The organism is Pontibacterium sp., assembly GCF_041587635.1.
Classification (GTDB): Bacteria; Pseudomonadota; Gammaproteobacteria; order Pseudomonadales; family Balneatricaceae; genus Pontibacterium.
The window spans coordinates 1-14,676 of sequence record NZ_JBFGYC010000041.1; the positions used below are offsets into that span (position 1 = coordinate 1).

The 14,676-nt window shown below is 50.1% G+C and carries 10 protein-coding genes; 8 read left to right on the forward strand and 2 right to left on the reverse strand.

Annotated features, from left to right (window positions below; all coding sequences use genetic code 11):
• Positions 1 to 342: pyrimidine/purine nucleotide monophosphate nucleosidase domain-containing protein (locus ABYW01_RS04070; RefSeq protein WP_372831250.1), on the forward strand; the 342-nt coding region annotated here is incomplete at its 5' end.
• A gap of 78 nt (positions 343 to 420) precedes the next feature.
• Here ABYW01_RS04070 and putA read toward each other — a convergent pair.
• Positions 421 to 3,552 (reverse strand): bifunctional proline dehydrogenase/L-glutamate gamma-semialdehyde dehydrogenase PutA, encoded by a 3,132-nt coding sequence (gene putA / locus ABYW01_RS04075; protein ID WP_372831251.1) that lies wholly within the window; start codon positions 3,550 to 3,552, stop codon positions 421 to 423.
• A 195-nt stretch (positions 3,553 to 3,747) separates the two neighbouring features.
• Complete coding sequence (locus tag ABYW01_RS04080) at positions 3,748 to 4,932, reverse strand: acetyl-CoA C-acyltransferase family protein (RefSeq protein WP_372831252.1); 1,185 nt, start codon at positions 4,930 to 4,932, stop codon at positions 3,748 to 3,750.
• A 272-nt stretch (positions 4,933 to 5,204) separates the two neighbouring features.
• Here ABYW01_RS04080 and ABYW01_RS04085 point away from each other — a divergent pair, with 272 nt between their 5' ends.
• The 7 genes from ABYW01_RS04085 to ABYW01_RS04115 all read left to right on the forward strand — a co-directional run.
• On the forward strand, positions 5,205 to 6,197 hold the full coding sequence (locus ABYW01_RS04085) for a M23 family metallopeptidase (protein WP_372831253.1): 993 nt from the start codon (positions 5,205 to 5,207) through the stop codon (positions 6,195 to 6,197).
• Positions 6,194 to 6,550: a polymer-forming cytoskeletal protein gene (locus ABYW01_RS04090; RefSeq protein WP_372831254.1), complete on the forward strand. Its 357-nt coding sequence runs from the start codon at positions 6,194 to 6,196 to the stop codon at positions 6,548 to 6,550. Before ABYW01_RS04085 ends, ABYW01_RS04090 begins: the two co-directional genes overlap by 4 nt.
• A gap of 9 nt (positions 6,551 to 6,559) precedes the next feature.
• On the forward strand, positions 6,560 to 7,327 hold the full coding sequence (locus ABYW01_RS04095; RefSeq protein ID WP_372831255.1) for a class II glutamine amidotransferase: 768 nt from the start codon (positions 6,560 to 6,562) through the stop codon (positions 7,325 to 7,327).
• A gap of 21 nt (positions 7,328 to 7,348) precedes the next feature.
• Positions 7,349 to 9,022 carry an AMP-binding protein gene (locus tag ABYW01_RS04100; protein ID WP_372831256.1) on the forward strand — a complete coding sequence of 558 codons (1,674 nt, stop codon included), beginning with the start codon at positions 7,349 to 7,351 and terminating at the stop codon, positions 9,020 to 9,022.
• Between the two features lie 117 nt (positions 9,023 to 9,139).
• Positions 9,140 to 13,048 carry an ATP-dependent RNA helicase HrpA gene (hrpA, locus tag ABYW01_RS04105; protein WP_372831257.1) on the forward strand — a complete coding sequence of 1,303 codons (3,909 nt, stop codon included), beginning with the start codon at positions 9,140 to 9,142 and terminating at the stop codon, positions 13,046 to 13,048.
• Between the two features lie 346 nt (positions 13,049 to 13,394).
• Complete coding sequence (locus ABYW01_RS04110) at positions 13,395 to 14,273, forward strand: porin (protein ID WP_372831258.1); 879 nt, start codon at positions 13,395 to 13,397, stop codon at positions 14,271 to 14,273.
• 128 nt (positions 14,274 to 14,401) lie between these two features.
• Positions 14,402 to 14,676: MlaA family lipoprotein (locus tag ABYW01_RS04115; RefSeq protein WP_372831259.1), on the forward strand; the 275-nt coding region annotated here is incomplete at its 3' end.

Genomic DNA, 14,676 nt, shown 5'->3' on the forward strand with positions numbered 1-14,676 from the left:
CTGCATATCCCTCAGGAGTTTCAGGAACCGTTTGAACCGACTCATGACAATATGTCTCAGTTACAGTTGCACAAGGGACTGACCAGCTTTGAGCTAGCCGCTAATTTACGCTGTGCGTTGTCAGGTATTGTGGCAGGTAACGTGAAGGAGCCGGGAATCCGTGCGATTGAAAAGCATGGTCCGTTTGAGATTGAAGGTGAACCGGAGATGATGGCTGAGCTGGATCAGTTGTTGACCTCCTTTGTTGATCAGCGGCGCATGAAACTAAATTACAAAGAATACACGCCGTGCTATCGCATCAAACAGGCTGAAGCCAATGCGGAAGAGGTCAGCGAAGCCTGACGTTCTAATTAGTTATTGTTTTCCCTGAAGTTAAGAAGGCGCTTTCCATAGCGCCTTTTCTATTTGCGTTTTTAAGCTTCAGTCTCCGTCTGCATCCATTAGCAGTTGCCGATTCCCGCCACAGGCAGTGCTGTTTTGAGTAATCGTTTTTTCCTGCACAAAGCGTTGCAGATAGTGAGGGCCACCTGCTTTGGGTCCTGTACCGGACAGATTCATCCCGCCAAACGGCTGCGAACCCACGACAGCGCCGATCTGGTCGCGATTCACATAGATATTGCCCACTTGGGCGATGTCGACAATGTGGTGGATAGTTTGACTGTTACGCGAATGAATACCCAGCGTCAGACCGTAGCCAGAGCGATTGATCTCCTCAACCACTTGCATCAGACGTTCAGCAGGGAAACGTACAATATGTAATATCGGGCCAAAGGTCTCTCCCACCAGCTCATCCATGGTATGCAAGCGTATAATCGTGGGTGGTACAAAGTAGCCGGGGTCATGTTCGGTGCCCACCGGAAGCTCATACAGTAGCCTTCCCTGAGAACGTGCCAACTCAATATGCTGGTGCAGTTCATCCATCGCAGGCTGGTCGATGATGGGGCCTACATCCACATCAAACCGGTGTGGGTCCCCCAACTTTAACTCCTGAGTTGCCCCAATCAGTTTCTCGGTGACGGCATCGGCAATCTCTTCCTGCAGATATAGAACCCTAAGTGCTGAACAGCGCTGTCCTGCACTGGCAAATGCAGAGCGCACAACATCCTTTACGATTTGTTCAGGCAGTGCGGTACTGTCGGCAATCATGGCGTTGAGGCCACCGGTTTCTGCAATCATCACCGGTAGCGGTGCCCCTAACCGTTGGGCAAGGGTGGCGAACAGATCTGATGCGGTGGCACTGGAGCCGGTAAATACCACGCCTGCCAGGCGGTAGTCTTTTAGCAACAGGTCGCTGAGTTCCGCACCACTGTAGGGGATCAGCTGCAATACGGTGGCCGGTAAACCGGCTTCAAGCCAGAGTTCAGTGGCACGGCACGCAATTAATGAGGTTTTGCTGGAGGGCTTAGCCAGCACCGCATTGCCGGTGACGAGTGCGGCGGCAACCTGCCCGGTAAAGATGGCTAACGGGAAATTCCATGGACTGATGCAGAGGAATACCCCGCGGCCTTTCAGTTGTAGCTCGTTACTTTCGCCGGTGACAGAGATCAGTTCGCGGCTGTTGAGTTGACTCATGGCCTGAGCGGCATAGTAGTGACAGAAATCGATGGCCTCTCTGATCTCATCAATTGCATCACGCAGGGTTTTACCTGCTTCATACATACACAGCTGGATCAGTTCAACACGGTTTTCTTCGAGCAGGTTTGCATAACGGGTTAAGACGTTTGCACGCTCCGAGACGGGAGTATCCCGCCATGAGGGCCATGAGCGACAGGCATCAGTGAACGCCTGTTTGATCTGATCTGGTGTGGCGGTGTCCAATATCCCGATCTGCTTTTCAATATCGTGGGGGCAATAGATTGCTGTGCTTTCAGTCCCTTGATGGCGTTCACCGGATATCAAGGGTGTGGCATGCCAGGTATTTTGTTCAAAACGATCCAGCTCATTCCGTAGCGCTAATAGCGCCTGACTTGAGCCGTAGTTGAAACCCTCAGCATTACGACGTGTATTGGCGTAGATATCCCCGGGGAGTGGTATGCGAGGGTTGCGCAGCGCACTGGTTTGTTTCAGGCGTTCGACGGGGCTTTTTAACAGGCTGTTAATGGGAATGCTGCGATTATTCGCTTTGAAGACAAAGGAGCTATTTGCCCCATTTTCCAGTAGGCGCCGCACCAGATAGGGCAGTAGTTCACGATGATCCCCTACGGGTGCATAGATACGACAAGGTAGGCGCTGTTCTCGGCAAATTTGTTGATACAGGCCATCACCCATGCCATGGAGTCGCTGGAACTGAATCGGCTTATTGCCAGGAATTTCCAACAGCTGAGCCGCGGTTAATGCATTGTGGGTAGCAAATTCAGGTACCAGCGAGTGGCACTGTTCCGACAGTAAGAAACGTGCGCAGACCAGATAGGCGATATCGGTACTCGCTTTGAGGGTATATACCGGATAGTCCTCGAGCCCCTGTTGCTGGGCCTGTTTAATCTCAGCATCCCAGTATGCGCCTTTGACCAAGCGCACCGGTATTGGTGTATCCAGTTCTCGACCGAGATGTTCCAGCCACGCAAGGGTCGGCAGGGCACGTTTACCATACGCTTGTACAGCCAGCCCCAGCTTGCCCCAGCCAATGACCAGATCGGTACGCAGTAATTCCTTGAATAGATTGAGGCTGAGTTCCAGTCGATCGGCTTCTTCTGCATCCAGAGTGATGCCCACATCCACGGCACGGGCAGCGACGATCAGTTGCAGTAAGCGGTCAGTCAGTTCCTGAAAAACGCGGCGGTTTTTCAGGTTTTCGAAACGTGGATGAAGGGCGGACAGTTTGATCGAAATAGTTGTATCGGCTGCACTGTTTTGTAGGCCAACGGTCTCAATCGCATTCAGGTAAGCATTGAAGTAATGTTCGGCATCCTGACCGCTGACGGCCGCTTCTCCCAACATATCGAAGGAAAACTGGCTGAGTTCAGGGTCATAGTCGCAACGTTTATCACAGGCATCTTGAATATTCTCGGCGAACACAAAGTTCTCACCGAGTGAGCGCATGATCAGTTTCATCGCCTGCAGTAAAGCGGGCCGTCCTAAACGCCGTCGTACGGATGCGTAAAGGCCTGACGGACTGCTGTCCTGCGATACCAGCCGCTGCCCCATCGCAATACCCCAGATGGATGTATTGAAGAGCGTGCTTTCACTGCTACCCAGTGCTTGCTCCCAATCTGCGGAATCCAGTTTGTCTTCAACCAGTGCGTAAGCGGTCTCCGCATCAGGGATACGCAGCAGTGCTTCTGCCATCGACATCAATGCTAACCCCTCATCGGAATTAAGACTGAACTGGCTCAGGAGGCTGTGCAGATCAAATTTGCTGGTGGGTTGTTCGCGTAGGGTTGTCAGCCACGTCGCGGCCAAATTGGCGGCGCCGGGCGTGTCTGGCACTAATTGTTGGAGTTCTGCGACCATCAGCTTTTCGTCAGCGGTGTAGTGGTCGCATAGTTCCTGCCAGAGGCTTGGCAGATCTTCCTGATGAAATTCAGGTGTGAAGTAGTGAAATAGCGGATGCATCTGTCACCGCCTGATTGTCCGTGAATGTCCGGATCAGTTTAGTTCAAGCGCAAGGTTCATGCACTGGATGTTTGGTGATGAAAGGCGTGTAACGTATAAGTAGGAAGAGACTAGAAGATACCACCCCGGCAGGGGAAATGGGCCGGGGTGATATGACCTGCCGTAAGCGTGTGAGCTTACGGCAGCTAAGGGTATTTAAACGCGCTCGAACAACGCGGCGATACCCTGACCACCACCAATACACATCGTCACAACAGCATAACGGCCACCCGTACGCTGTAGTTCATACAGTGCTTTGACGGTAATGATTGCGCCAGTTGCACCAATCGGGTGCCCCAGAGAGATACCGGAACCGTTGACGTTTACTTTATCCATCGGCAATTCCAGATCACGGCACACGGCCAGTGCTTGAGCGGCGAATGCTTCGTTTACTTCCCAAACGTCGATATCACCCACACCCAAACCAGCTTTGTCCAGCAACTTACGTACCGCTGGGACAGGACCAATACCCATATATTTAGGTTCTACGCCAGCGAAGCTGTAACCCGCCAGACGTGCCATTGGTTTCAGGCCTTTAGCTTCAGCCACGTCAGCGGCCATCAATGTGACTGCGGCGGCCGCATCGTTGATGCCGGATGCGTTACCCGCAGTGACAGATCCGTCTTTTTTGAATGCTGGGCGCATTTTGGTCAGATCAGCCTGAGTCAGTCCGTGACGGGTGTGTTCGTCTGTATCAAACACAACGGTTTTACGGCGCTCAGTGATTTCGATTGGCAGAATCTGGTCTTTAAAACGGCCTTCTTTAATCGCCGCTTCTGCGCGATTGTGGCTCGTGACTGCCAGTGCGTCCTGATCTTCGCGGCTGATATCCCATTTATCTGCAACGTTTTCTGCTGTGATACCCATGTGCGTATCATCAAACGGACAGGTTAGGGCACCGACCATCGCATCAATAATCTTGCCATCACCCATACGCTGACCGAAACGGGCGCTTGGCATCCAGTACTGGGCACGGCTCATCACTTCGGTACCACCGGCAACGGCAGCGTCGCACTGATCTGTTTCGATCTGTTGTGCGGCAGTGATGATGGCCTGTAGGCCACTACCGCACAAGCGGTTAACGGTAACAGCGGGTGTTTCGTGTGGAAGGCCACCGTTGACGGCTGCTGCACGGCTGACGTACATATCCTGACGTTCGGTATGAACCACGTTACCAAATACGGCGTGACCGAAATCTTCCGGTGCTGCGCCGGAACGTTTTACTGCTTCTTCAACACAGGCTGCCCCCAATTCGCCCGGGGTTTTGCTCTTAAGACTGCCGCCAAATCCACCGATTGCGGTACGTACGCCACTAAGAACTACAATGTCTCGATTGCTCATTCTGCATCCTTCTTCGTTGTCGTTATTATTTCTTCTTATAGTGAGCCACCGGTTATTGCTTCCCTGGGTGGCTATTTCCTGTTCAGGAATGCTTCCACTGTATCACTCCTATGTGACGCCGCTATACGATGGACTTAAGCAATTGGTCGTAAATAGACCAATGTCTGAGTCCTGAATGCGTCTTGCCGTGACATTGTCGGGTTATGACAATGTCACTCTAAAGGAGTATATTTGGCTCTGCTTTTGGTTGTGGTTTCAGGTTGGATATTGGTTTGAAAAACAGATTAGTTGTGACCCTGACAACCGTGCATGGATCGCGGCAGTTCTTTTTGAGTCAGCTGGCCCGCTATGCATTGGTTGTGTTCGTATTATTGGCGGCGGTCAGTTTTTTTATATCCAATCCGTTGTTGCTGAAAACCAGTGAAGACCTGGAAGAGCTGGCGATTGATCATGAACAGCTGAGTCAGGATTACGAACTGATGCTGGGTTCCCAGCAGCTCTATAAATCAGAGATGGACGAACTCTCCGATACGCTCAATTCTTTGATGAGCCAGAAAGCTCAATTAGAAGAAGAGAACGTTCGTATGGGCGCACTCAATCAATCACTGGATCAATCACTTGAAGGGCTGGAACAGCTTCTGGGCCTACCTGTCTCAGATACGATGACGGAGGCACGTGCGGAAGAGCTTCAGGTGATGGCGAGTAAACGTCTCTACTTTCTGCACATGATCCCGAATGGGATGCCGATGCAGAGCCCGCGCATTACGGCGCGTTTTGGTTCGCGAATGCATCCTGTGTTAAAAAAGCGTCATAATCACAACGGAATTGATTTTAAGGCGAGTATCGGTACGCCGATCTATGCGACCGCGGATGCAGTGGTGGAATACGCCGGATACCATAAACAGAGTGGTTACGGTAAGTTAATCATTCTGTTACATAATTTTGGTTTTAAAACGTACTACGGGCACCTGAATAGGGTGAAGGTTGGAAACCGTGAATTTGTGCGTAAAGGACAGTTGATCGGCTACAGCGGTAACACGGGTATCTCTACCGGTCCGCATCTGCATTATGAGGTGCGGCACTTGTTTACACCGTTGGATCCAGCACCGTTTCTCGCTTGGAGTATGTCTGATTTTGATTCACTCTTCAGTAAAGTAAAGGATGTGAAATGGGCCTCATTAAAAGAAATGTATCCTCTGAATCAAAGCAGGGTCGGGCAGGAACAACCATCGTCGCAGAAGGCAATAAGTTCAGCGGTGAAATGAAAGTGACAGGCAAAATGCATATTGATGGTAGTTTCGATGGCACCATCAGTTCGATCGACAACATCTCAATCGGTAAGTCAGGTCATGTCCGCGGTCTTATCCGGGCGCGCCATATTAATGTCAGTGGCTTGTTGGAAGGTGATGTGATTTGTGATGAGTTGCACATTGAAGCAGACGGAAAAGTGCAGGCAACCGTCACAAGTAAACAGATGTCGATTAATGCGCGTGGTAACTTTGTAGGTGAGCGCAAAAACTGGGAGCAGGCCGCAGTCGATAAAGCACTGGAGGCGCTGCCGGTGGTCGAGGCTATAGAGGCACCGGCTGAAAAAGTAGTTTCGAAAAAAAAGGGTTAAAGCACGAGTATGTGTGAATTACTTGGCATGAGTGCCAATGTGCCAACTGATATTTGTTTCAGTTTCAGTGGCTTGATGCAGCGGGGTGGTGGCACAGGACCGCACCGTGATGGTTGGGGCATCGCTTTCTATGAAGGCAAAGGGTTGCGGAGTTTTCATGACCCGGAGCCGAGCGTGGATTCTCAAATTGCTAACTTGATCAAAGAGCATCCGATCAAAAGTAATGTGGTGATCAGTCATATTCGTCAGGCCAATGTAGGCGAAGTGAATCTTGCCAATACACATCCATTTACCCGCGAACTTTGGGGGTTTATCTGGACGTTTGCCCATAACGGTCAGCTGGATAAAGCGTTATTTGATCTGCCGCTGACGCATTATCATCCGGTGGGTACAACCGATAGCGAATATGCATTTTGTTGGCTGTTGGGACAGATTCGGGATGCGTTTCCTGAACGCCCTGATGATCTGGTTGCGTTGCAAACGTTTATTCGCGAGCGCTGTGATCAGCTCCGTGAATTGGGCGTATTTAATATGCTGCTCACGGAATCGACCTGGTTGTTTGCCTATTGCAGTAGCAAGCTGGCCTGGATAACGCGTAAAGCACCTTTTGGTGAAGCATCACTGACGGATTGTGAGCTGACGGTGGATTTCTATAAAGAGACTACACCCAACGATATCGTGACGGTGATTACTACCGTGCCGCTGACTGAAAATGAGGTGTGGACGAAGCTGGAACCGGGTGAAATGATCACCTTCGCGGACGGTATTCCAGTCTGACCGAAGCCACTGAGGACAGATATGATAGATGACGATGCATTAAGAGCGGATATTGAAAAGTATCCCAATCTTGTACGCTGGTTTGAGACTTGTTGTCAGCGTTACGCAGATGCATCGGCCTTCTCCTGTCAGGGTGGCACACTGACTTACGCGGCGTTAAATGAGCATGCGAGTCATTTTGCCAGCTGGTTACAACGCTCTCCCCATCTACGTCCTGGTGATCGCATTGCGATCCACCTGCCGAATCTGCTGCAATTTCCGGTGGCCGTGTTTGGTGCATTGAAGGCGGGTCTAGTGGTGGTGAATACTAACCCACTTTATGATCGTGATGAGCTGAAGCATCAGTTTGTGGATGCGGGCGTGAAAGCGGTTGTGACACTGGCCAACAGTGCTTATCTCGTCGAGCAGGTACTGCCTGATACCGATATCCGAGAAGTGATCGTCACCCAGTTGGCGGATCTGCACCCCTTTCCAAAGTCCGTCTGGATCAACCTGCAAGCCCGCCATATTCGGAAAATCGTACCGCGTTACAAAATTCCTAAGGCTGTCTCATTTAAGTCGTGCCTGAACAAAGGGCAGAAACATCCCTACCGTCCCGTTGAGATTGAACGTCATCAATTGGCTTTTCTGCAGTACACCGGTGGTGTGACGGGGATATCAAAAGGCGTGATGCTGACTCATCACAGTGTGCTGGCCAATATTACTCAGCTTAAAACCGTGATGAATCAGGTCTGCGTGCCGGAAGAAGAGATTGCTATCGCACCCTTGCCGCTCTATCACATCTATTCCTTTGTGTTGAACGGTCTATTGATGCTGGAGAACGGCGCGCATGTTGTGCTGATTATCAATCCACGGGATACCGAAGGGTTTGTGAAGGAGATCTCCCGCTGGCGCTTTACCCTGTTCTCCGGTCTCAATACCTTGTTTGTGGATCTTTGCCAAAATCAGGATTTTTGTGGTTTGGATTTCAGTAACCTGAAAGTGACTGTTTCGGGTGCTATGTCGCTCACCCGTTTCACGGAAGGTTTGTGGACAGAGGTCACCGGCTGCCCTATTCAGGAGGGCTATGGTTTGACCGAATGCTCGCCTGTGGTTGCCGTTCATCCGCCGAATGAAAAGCGCCGTGATGATACTGTTGGGCCACCGGTGCCGCTGACGGAGGTTAAAGTGGTCGGTACGGAAGGTGAGTCATTACATCCCGGTGAGGTGGGTGAAATTTGGGTGCGGGGGCCGCAGCTGATGGCGGGATACTGGCGTCAACCTGAGCTGACGCGTAAAACCTTGCGCGAAGATGGCTGGTTGGTGACAGGGGATATGGGGACGCTCAGTGATGAGGGATATATTGAGGTCATTGATCGCAAAATTGAAGTGATCAAAACGGCAGGTTTTGATGTGTACCCCAGTGAGGTGGAAAATTTGATCGCCTGTCATCCGGATGTGCTGGAATGTGCGGTGGTGGGGGTGCCTGATGATGAGTTGGGTGAGGTGATCAAGCTGTTTGTCGTCAGCCGTAATCGGCGCCTGACCGTCAAGGCTGTGCGTGAGTATTGTCGTGAACGTCTGACCTCATACAAGGTGCCTAAGCTGGTGGAATTTCGTGCAGCATTGCCGAAAACGAATGTCGGTAAAGTGATTCGTCGCCAGATTCGCGAAGAAGAGATCAGCAAGCAAACTAAGAAAAGACGCCACTTATAATCTGTTCTTCAACACACCTAATCTGTTCCAATTTAACTTCTCCTGCCGTATCGGTTCACTCTGCCGTATAATGGGCCGCTTCGTCCATTTTCTGAATCTAATAAACAAGTCCCCATCGTGAAATCTAAGCTCAAGCAGCTCCGTCAGCAGTTTAATGACTGCCGTATCGCCGACCTTCATCACTTCAAACGCCGTCTGCAACAAGTGGAACAGCGTGTGAGTAAAAATCAGCCTGTGGATCGTATGCTGGATCAGATAGCAGAATCTGTGACGGAATCGATACAATCCGTAGCGGACAAGCGATCGCGGATAGGTACCATCAATTATCCGGATCTGCCGGTATCTTCACGCCGTGAGGAGATTCAGGACGCGATTCGTGATCATCAGGTGGTGGTGGTTGCAGGTGAAACCGGATCGGGTAAAACCACCCAGCTTCCTAAAATCTGTCTGGAGCTGGGTTTGGGCGCGCGGGGGCTTATAGGGCATACCCAGCCTCGTCGGCTTGCAGCGCGTGCGGTAGCAGGTCGTATCGCGGAGGAGTTGCAGACCGAAGTCGGTAAAGTGGTGGGTTATCAGGTCCGCTTTACGGATCAGGTATCCGATCAGTCGATGGTTAAGCTGATGACCGATGGTATTCTGCTGGCGGAAACGCAGAATGACCGTTTTCTGGAAAAGTACGAAGTCCTGATTATCGATGAGGCCCATGAGCGCAGCCTCAATATCGACTTTCTTCTCGGTTATCTGAAACGTGTACTGCCAAAACGCCCTGATCTGAAAGTGATCATTACGTCGGCGACAATCGATCTGGAACGTTTTTCCAAGCATTTCGACAATGCACCGGTGATCGAGGTGTCGGGGCGTACTTATCCCGTTGATGTGCTTTATCGTCCGCTGGGCGAGGCGGGCAGTGACGCGGATCAGCCGCAGGGCATTCTGAGTGCGGTTGATGAACTTTCACAGCTTGAGCGTGAAAAGGGTGTTTCGTCACCCGGTGACATTCTGGTGTTTATGAGCGGTGAACGGGAAATTCGGGAAACGGCCGATTTCCTGCGTAAAGCTCAGCTGCGTAATACCGAGATACTGCCGCTCTATGCGCGCTTGAGCGTGGCGGAGCAGAATAAAATCTTTCATACCGGACGATCTGCAGGGCGGCGAATTGTATTGGCGACAAACGTTGCTGAAACTTCCCTGACCGTTCCAGGTATTCGTTATGTTATCGATCCCGGCTTTGCCCGTATTAGTCGATATAGCTATCGCTCTAAGGTACAGAGACTGCCGATTGAGCCAGTGTCGCAGGCCAGCGCGAATCAGCGTAAGGGACGGTGTGGTCGTGTTGCAGCGGGTACGTGCATACGACTCTATTCTGAAGATGATTTTATCTCTCGCCCAGAGTTTACGGACGCAGAGATCCGTCGGACAAATCTTGCCGCCGTTATTCTACAGATGTTGAATCTGCGTCTGGGAGATATATCCGAGTTTCCGTTTATTGATCCGCCGGATATTCGTTTTATCAACGATGGTTTCAAATTGCTGCATGAGCTTGGGGCGGTCGATGACAAGCGGAAGATGACACCGCAGGGGCGTAACTTAAGTAAACTGCCGGTTGATCCACGGATTGGCCGTATGTTGCTGGAAGCCGTGAAGCAGAACTGTCTACGTGAAGTGATGGTGATCGCCAGCGCACTCAGCGTGCAGGATCCACGAGAGCGTCCAATCGAGAAAAAACAGGCTGCGGATGAACGGCATCGTGCATTTGCCAGTGAAGAGTCTGATTTCATTACCCTCGTTAATCTGTGGGATCTGTATGAAGAGCAGCGTCAGGAACTGAGTCAGAATCAGCTGCGAAAATTTTGTCAGAAACAGTTCCTTTCTTACATGCGAATGCGGGAGTGGCGGGATATCCATCGTCAGCTTCATTTGATCTGTAAGCAATTGGGATATAAGGAAAATAAAGACGAATCAGACTACGCGTCGATTCATAAGTCTCTGCTCTCTGGCTTGTTAAGTCAGATGGGCTTCAAGCAGGAAAACAAAGAGTATCTGGGATCAAGGAACAAAAAGTTTCACATCTTTCCCGGATCGATGCTGTTTAAGAAATCCCCTAAGTGGATTATGGCCGCAGAGCTGGTGGAAACCTCCAAGCTATATGCGCGGATGGTTGCCCGCATTGAACCAGAATGGGCGGAAGCATTGGCCAAACATCTGGTTAAACGCAGCTACCTTGAGCCACACTGGGAGAAAAAGCGTGCACAAGTTGTTGCTTTGGAGCAGGTGACGCTTTATGGCCTGATCATCATTCCAAAGCGAACTATCCATTACGGTAAAATTGAGCCAGAGCAGTCACACGAAATTTTTATTCGTCAGGCATTGGTTGAAGGCGCGTTTGTCACTAAAGGGAAGTTTCTCGCGCATAACCGAGCACTGTTGGAAGGTATCGAAGCTCTGGAAGCGAAATCTCGTCGTCGAGATCTGCTGGTGGACGAGGAGTCGCTTTATCAGTTCTATCATGCACGTATGGAAGAGCTTGGTGGAGAGGGTGTCGTTAATGGTGCGGGTTTTGAACATTGGCGAAACAAGGTCGAGCAGGAGCAACCCGATGCGTTGCTGATGAAGGAAGAAGACCTGCTTCAGCGCTCAACCGATCATGTCTCAGCCGGACAATATCCTGATCATCTGCCGATGGACGGAATTAAGCTGAAGTTGGCTTATCACTTTGAACCGGGGGCCAAGGATGATGGCGTTACCTTAAGTACACCCATGGCGCTGTTAAATCAGTTGCCCACGACCCGTCTTGAGTGGCTGGTCCCCGGCATGTTGCGGGATAAGTGTATTGCCATTATGAAAGGATTGCCGAAGCAGATTCGCAAGAATTTCGTGCCGATTCCCGATTATGTCGACGCTGCGTTGGAGCAGATCAGTTTTGGCGAAGGAGATCTGTATGAAGCGCTGGCACTGCAGCTGAAGCGCAGGACCGGTGTCGCGGTTGATCCTGAGGCGCTTCGAGCAGTGCAGCTGGAAAAGCATTTTCAGGTTAATCTGCAGGTGCTGAGTGAGAAAGGTAAGGTTCAGGGTGAATCACGAGATCTACAAAACCTACAGCATCAATTTGCAGATAAAGTCTCGGCAGCTCTGAAGCGCGGGCCTGGAGAAAAGTGGGGCCGCGACGGGATTACAAAATGGGATTTTGGTGAATTACAGGAGAGCATCCGTCTTCGTCAGGCGGGAGGCATAGAAGTCGAAGCTTATCCTGCAATGGTTGATAAAGGCGATACGGTGTCTCTTTCCGTCGTGACGCATAAAGCGGATGCGGATGCTCTGTCCATAATGGGTATCGTACGACTGGCCATTATGGCATTGACCGAACAGGTTCGTTACGCGCGTAAGCAGCTGCCGGACGTTGACCGTAGTGTCATGCTTGTAGGAAAGGTGCTGGATAAACGGTCTCTGCAGGATCAGTGTATACAGCAAGCGGTTCGTTACTTAATGGGATTAGATGAATCGTTACCGAGGAATGAACAGGACTTTAAACAGCGCCTGGAAAACAGTCGTTCGCAGCTGGTTGATCAGGCTGTTATCGTCGCTCGATTTGTTTTCGAATGTCATAAACATTACCACGAAATTCAGAAACAACTTAAGGGACGAATGGACCTTGCTGAAGTGGCTGTGTTGAATGATATAAAAATGCAGCTAGGTGCTTTGATTGATAGTACATATATATCTAATCATAGCTGGCGGAGGTTGCAAAATTACCCTCGTTACCTGAAAGCGATTGGTCAACGGTTGGAAAAATTTCGTCGTAACCTTAATCAGGAACGCCTGCTGAGTGATCAGTTAGGAGCCTACTGGGCGGGGTACCAAAGTCGTGTGGAACAACATAAGAAGAACGGCGTTGCTGATCCTGAACTCCAGCACTTTAGGTGGATGCTGGAGGAATACCGAGTATCTCTTTTTGCCCAGCAGCTGGGCACTGAATACCCCGTATCTGACAAAAGAATACGCCAGCAGTGGCAGAAAGTACTGGTTTGACTCAGGTCAATGGTCGACCTTTGTTGTATGCAATTAGTAGGGTCTAGATGGTTGCAGTAGTGTTAAGGGTATGCTGTAATGCGAAAAATTTGGGTAAACATACCCGTCTGAGTAAGTCAGTATTTACCAATTAGCGATCAGAGAGTTGCTGGTAGATACCTTATTCAGATGAGATAAAGATATGATTATTCAAATAGATTAATCAGCGCCATGAATGGCGCTAAAATTTATTTGAATGAAAAAAGATTTGTAGTATTTTCTAGACGTGCCAGTCATAAGGCGCGCAAAGAAAAACAAAAACACTAAATTCACTACTAGTATGTTGAAAATTGAAGGGGAAATGTTGATGAAAAAATCTATTATCGCTCTGGCGGTAGCTGGTGCTCTGACTGCTCCAATCGCTGCTCAAGCTGACGCAACTCTGTACGGTTCTCTGCGTATCAACCTGAGCAACTACGACAGCACTGGCCTGGACGTAACCGATAACTCTTCCCGTATCGGTATCAAAGGTTCTTCTGAGCTGTTCTCCGGCGCAAAAGCTATCTTCCAGTACGAGCAGTTCGTAAGCACTGAAACTGGTGCTCTGGGCGGCGGTCGTCTGGCTAGCCTGGGTGTAACTGGTGACTTCGGTACAGTTAACACTGGTCGTCAGTGGGCTCCATTCGCAATCTGGACTGTTTTCCCAACTGATATCCTGGTAAACAGCGATAACTCTGGTTCTACTGGTTACGCTCCAGGTCTGCACCGTCTGTCTAACACTATTGCATACATCTCACCTGCAATGAGCGGTTTCACTTTCGCTGGTGTTGTAATTGCTGGTGGCGACGCTGCTGGTACTGACGATGTTGATGCTTACAACCTGGCTGTTAAGTACTCTGTAGACGGCCTGACTCTGGCTGCATCTACAATCGGTCTGGAAAACACAACTGATAAGAGCGTTAACTCTTTCGCTGCATCTTACAAAACTGGTGGCGCATACATCGCTGCTCGTTTCCAGCAGGATGAGCGTAACGGCGCTAACGAAGACGCTTACGAAGTAGCTGGTTCATACACTATGGACAACACTACTATCGCAGCGAACTACATGGACGACGACAACGCTGCTGATGAGCGTTACTCTCTGGAAGTTTCCCAGAAGCTGGGTAAAGCAGCTAAAGCGTTTGTCGGTTACTACGACAAAGGCGCTGACGACAGCCTGGCTGTTGGTTACCGCGTAGACTTCTAATATTTATTATTAGATAGCTATGACGAGAGGGCTCCCACTATGGGGGCCCTTTTTCGTTTTAGGTTTTATTTTTCTTCTGGAAAGATAGGGCTACAATGAAGCCTTATTGAAGTGAAAAGGATAAAAGCGTGAGCAAACGTTTTGTAGCGGTATTAGTTTCGGGGTTGATGATGACGAGTCCAGCTGTTTTGGCGGATGCTCATGAGATTGACCCTTGGGAAGGATATAATCGCGTGATGTTCGGTTTTAACGAAGGCTTGGATAAATATGCGCTTAAACCCATTACTCTCGGCTATAAGGCTATTACGCCTGACTTGGTAGAAACTGGGGTATCCAATTTCTTTGACAATATTTCCGATGTTGGCAGCCTGCTAAATAATGTACTTCAGACAAAGTTTGAGGC